The organism is Nocardia wallacei (genome assembly GCF_014466955.1).
GTDB lineage: Bacteria > Actinomycetota > Actinomycetes > Mycobacteriales > Mycobacteriaceae > Nocardia > Nocardia wallacei.
This window is the reverse complement of the sequence record NZ_AP023396.1, coordinates 1,891,625-1,896,649: the sequence shown is the minus strand read 5'-3', so window position 1 is coordinate 1,896,649 and position 5,025 is coordinate 1,891,625. Positions and strand designations below refer to the sequence as shown.

3 protein-coding genes are annotated in these 5,025 nt (G+C 66.7%); 1 reads left to right on the top strand and 2 read right to left on the bottom strand.

The genetic code is table 11. The features are described 5' to 3' along the window. Positions 1-9 precede the first annotated feature (9 nt). On the bottom strand, positions 10-669 hold the full coding sequence (locus NWFMUON74_RS08780; protein WP_187687338.1) for a hypothetical protein: 660 nt from the start codon (positions 667-669) through the stop codon (positions 10-12). Positions 670-1,635: 966 nt separating this feature from the next. Then, positions 1,636-3,027 (bottom strand): hypothetical protein, encoded by a 1,392-nt coding sequence (locus tag NWFMUON74_RS36530; RefSeq protein WP_269475326.1) that lies wholly within the window; start codon positions 3,025-3,027, stop codon positions 1,636-1,638. Positions 3,028-3,562: 535 nt separating this feature from the next. On the opposite strand from NWFMUON74_RS36530, the gene NWFMUON74_RS08770 reads away from it, so the two are divergent. Next, positions 3,563-4,612 carry a GlxA family transcriptional regulator gene (locus tag NWFMUON74_RS08770; RefSeq protein WP_232110917.1) on the top strand — a complete coding sequence of 350 codons (1,050 nt, stop codon included), beginning with the start codon at positions 3,563-3,565 and terminating at the stop codon, positions 4,610-4,612. Positions 4,613-5,025 lie beyond the last annotated feature (413 nt).

Sequence of the window (5,025 nt, the reverse complement as noted above, 5' to 3'; positions counted from 1 at the left end):
CAGCGTCGACTACTCCCGCTCGGATACCGCACCGACCAATGCCGTATGCAGTATTCTCGCCGGCGCACATGCCTCGGGACCACGCAGCACGACCTCGGCAAACGCGGTGCTCACAGCACGGCCCGGCTCGAAACCCGCTGTGTAACCGGCACTTCCGATCAACTCGGCACGCCAACACCGGTACCCACGCACCACCTCGCCGAGCGTCGTGTGCTGTCCTGTGACCACACGCAGATACGCGGCGATCAAGAGACGCTGGGCATTCTTCCGTACGACACCGCCGCCCGCCGCATCGAACGCCAGGCCGAGTTCGCGCACCGTTGCCACGTAGATCACCGGATCACCGGTCACCAGCGGATCGGCGGCGTACAGGTCGGCAACCCGGCCCGGTTCCCGGGCCACCCGCTGATCCAGCATGATCGACCGCACGGTCGATATTGCGGCGGCAGGCAATTCACCGGCCCACCGCACAACCGGGGCGTCATCGCCGAGGTCCGCTACGCCGACCACGTCGAGCACGATCGCCGGATAATCGGTGAGCACGCGATCAACGGCCGCCGCGAACTGGCGCACCGCCGTCTCATCCAGACCGGGAAGGTCGAAGCCGACGACCTGCACACCGTGCCGCTCGGCCAACGTCCGGGCCAGCCACCCCAGTACCGCCGACATACCAGGCCGGCCGGCCGGCGGCGCGGCGGAACGCTCTCGATCGCGTTCCCGGGGTCGCGGCTCGCCGGGCCTCGGCGATTGCGGCGGCGCGCCGGACGCAGGACCGGACGCATCGGCCGCAGACCCGCCGGAAGCGATGAGTGGCGCCCTGGTCCACGGCGTACCCGGTCGTCCCGCGCTGACCGCACGACGGGGATCCCCGGAGGGGAGAGCATCCTGCCCACGGACCGCGCGCGGTCTCTCGGCGGCTGTAGACGACACCGTCGAGATCGGGGGCGAGGGGCGTTCGGAGCCACCACCCGGTCGGCTCGCCGGCGCGGGTGGTCCGGACCCCGTGGGAGGGAGTCCAGGTGACGCGGACTGTCCGTCCCAAGCGTTGTCTCCAGGGCCTCCGTTCTCTTCGGGGATACCCGCTGCCGTCTCCGGACGTGGTTGCTCGGCTCGTGCAGATCGGCCGGTGGGACCGGCAAGCGGCGTCTTGGCAGACGATCCGGGATCGACCGCCGCCGACTGCGATTGCCCGAGCACGGACGCCGGATCGGCTGACACAACCGGATCCGGCGTCGAGGCAGACACGCCCCGTGCCGACTGCGGCGTACCGGCGGCGTGACCCGGATTCGGACCGATAGGCGCGCTCGCCGCCCCGGTGATCCGAACAGCGCTGTTCTGGTCCTCGGCTTCGACGGCGCGAGCGGCGTCGACGATCCCATCGGCTGTCCGGCGCAGACTTTCCTCCATCGCGCTCAGATTGGTGAGCAGCTGCGCGGCGTGCGGGTCGAAACTCTCCGCGAAGGCCCGGCCCAAGTCGTCGTCCCCCCAACACCCCTCTACCTGGGTGAGGTCGTCCCGCAGTCCGATGTAGGTCAGGCCGATACGGTCACCGAGATCCGCCAAGCGCGCACCGTGCCGCAGGAAAACGTCCGGATCGAAACGGAATTCCCTGTCCACCATCGCACCACTTCCCGATCAGAATCGGTCGTCACGGCGAAGCCAGAACCGCTGCTCGAAAGCAAGCGAGTACTCCGAGGTCGACACCGACTCGGTCGACTGCTCCACCACACCGTCATCGGCGACATAGAAAACCGCACGATCCAGCGCGAACTCGTCATCGCGCACCGGCGAATGCACCATCCACCCGACGCTGAGCCGGTCGGCCGTCAACGTCGACAGCGAGAACCCCGCCGTATCGAAGCCCTCGCGACGAATGTGATCCCGCACCAAGGCGACCGCGTCCGCCTCGGGCAGGAAACCGGTGTCGACCGCAGCCAAACCCGCGACGACGAACTGGAAGAACGCGGCATCGAGGTCGAGTTCGTCGCTGTCACCGAAGACGGTCCGTATCGTCTCGCGGGTCACCACCCCGGTCTGCGCGGCGGAAACCAGTAACTCGATCGCTCCCGGCGCCGCACCCCGCGCGGCATTCATCACATCGGTGACGACGCCCACCACAGTCTCGGCCGTCCACACCGCGGGCATCGCCGGTGCGCACTCCGACATCGGAGCAGACTCGCCTCGATACCACCGGCCGGCTTCCCACCAGTAGCAAAACGACAACGACCCCGTCGCCACCCGCGCATTGAGGACCGGATCGGCCACCCACGACGGTGCGCCCGCGAAGAACCGGGGCGCCACGGCACCGTCGTTGTAGATCGCGTCCAGCACGGGCGCGTTCCACACACCACCGGACAGCACCGCCCGGCCGCCGGGCAAGAGCGCCAGCGTCGAACCGCTACGCCCCGCACCTTCGAACACTCCCACCGAGGGGCACACCCGCGGGCCCCGCTTCGACCCCGCCGCCACGAACGCCGCCGACAGCACCGCCCACCGCGCCCACAATTCCGTCAACCCCGGCAGTTCGTCCGCTACCGGCACCGCCCGCACACCGGCAACCCGATCCGCCCGCGCGTCGTCCGCGGCGCGCCGCGGGGGCCGCGACAATGCGTCCTCACGTCTGATATATGCCGCCAACCACACCGGAAGCCGGCTGCGGGGGTGAGCCTCGACATCGGCGAGGTACGCCTCCGGCGTGAACAACTGCTCCCCCGGGAACGGCTCCTCACCACGGTCACACACCGCTTCGACACCGGCCGCATCCACCTGTACGAGCAGGCGCCACCAGGGACCGTCTCCGCTGCGAGCCGACACCTCGCGATGCCGACGGACCGCACCCCACACCGCGTCCGGAACCTGATACCGAGCCGCCCGCGTACCGTCGTTCACCACCAGCGACGCGGCCTCACAGACGACCGTCACCGCGAACGAGGCATCCAGACGCCGCCAGCCCGCCGGTGCGGCCGCACGCAAGGCCTGCGCGATCTCCTCGATCAGCTCCGCCGCGTCGACCTCTGCCGATCCCACCGATCTCACCACCCCCTCCCCCGGCCCGAAAGCTCACGGCACGGGGACACGGTTCGCCATCTCCGACGACCGGAGCCTCGAGCAGCGAACGGCACGCACCGCACTCCGAACAATCCGACCCCCAGCACTCGGCAGACCCAGTCCTATCGCCGTGATGATGGCCGAACCGAGTGCCCCTGTGAAAGACGAAAATCGCCAGTTGCCGCCAGCCCGGTAAACGCGTGTCGGAACGGCAGACCGACAGCTGCAGGCAGACGGCGGTGTGGCAGCTGATTGCGCCCGTTGACAGGAATCGGTGACGCGATACCGGCGATTTCACCGATCCGGTGATTGCGGTGGCTACTACGCGCGAGCGTGGTTTGGCTTACCGACACCCCGCCACTCGCTGACAGGACCTCGGCAGCCCGCTTCGATACTCTCACGTATTCCTAGGTTGCAACCCTGATCCTCGAGCGGGTAGTTCGCATCGGCGAAATCGCCGGTATCACCGGGATCAACTGTGCTGATATGGTGCTCGACCCGGTTATTCCACCGATTGGATATCGACATGCGAATGACCGATTGCTGCGGAATCGCTGGCTCGAACAACTCCGTTCTGTATTATTCCCTGATGGATGTGACCGTCTTCGTGATGGACGGAGTGGCCGATTTCGGTTTCGCCGCCTTTCTCGAGGCCCTCGGAATGGCCAACGCATTGCGCGACGAACTGCGGGAGCCACCTGAGCCGTGGCACGTACGAGTCGCCGGGCTCGAGGACAGTGTTCGTTCGGGCTACGGGCATACGGTGCCCACCACCCGACTCGACCAGCTCATCGGCGACCCCGGCCTCGTGGTCGTGCCGGCGGTGAATGTGCTCGGCGCCGAAGCTCTGATCGACCTTGTCTCCGCTCCGGCGAATCATCCTCTCCTGGAGCGAATTCGACAGGCCCGAGCATCCGGCGGTCACCTCGCCGCGGCATGCACCGGGACTTTCTTTCTCGCCGAGGCCGGCGTGCTGGACGGTGCACGCGCAACCACCAGTTGGTGGCTGGGTCCCAGCTTTCGCAAGCGGTATCCGCGCGTCGGATTGGACGAGAGCCTGACACTGTGCCGCAGCGATCACGTGACCACGGCCGGTGCTTCGTTGTCGCACCTCGATCTGGCCCTTGCGCTGGTCCGGGAGCGGAGTCCCGCGCTGGCCGAACTCGTCGGCAAGTACATGGCGGTGGGCGACCGAAGTACTCAGGCGAACTTTTCGATACCCGAGGTCGTCGCCCGCGGCAACTCACTGACCGCCGCTTTCGAACGGTGGGTTCGCGACCATCTCGATCAACAGTTCGGTATCTCGCAGGCCGCGCACCGCCTCGGCGTCACCGAGCGGAGCTTGCAGCGTGCCACCCAAGCCGAAATCGGAAAGTCCCCCAAGGATTTCGTCGATGACATCAGGCTCGAACGCGCCACGCGTCTGCTGTGGACTACCGAACTGACCGTGGACGCTGTCGCCACGAAAGTCGGCTACCTCAACGCCGGTACTTTGCGAAACCTGGTCCGACGCCGCCGCGGCATGTCCCTGGCCGAACTACGAGCAGCCAGGCGCCCCTGGTAACCGAGCAGGCGGCATCGCGTCATCTGCTCAACACATGATCATGGATCTGGTGGCCGACTTCGGCTGGATAACCACGACTCGAGCCGTTAGATCGAGTAACCCCGGTGTTACCGACTCGGCGGAGAACATCGTAGAAGGACACCGATGACTTCAGCCATCGCAGGTCCACGGAACGCAGATAGGTGTCCAGGCCACCGACCTGCCGACGGATCGACGCCTCGAGTCGGGTCTGAGTATCCTCGATACTGACCCGGGTCATGAAATTCACCAATGCCTTTGCTCACTTTCCAGGTACTGCTGGATTTCTGTCACCCTCACCACGCTCGGCCAAATACGATGTAGCCGCCTCACCTCTGCCCTCGGGCGTATCTGGCTCGTCGATTATTCCGAGGTCGCGCAATTCTTTTTCGAGC

Coding starts and splice junctions, on each gene's coding strand:
- NWFMUON74_RS08780 (WP_187687338.1), bottom strand. CDS start 669: ATGTCGGCGGTACTGGGGTGGCTGGCCCGGACGTTGGCCGAGCGGCAC.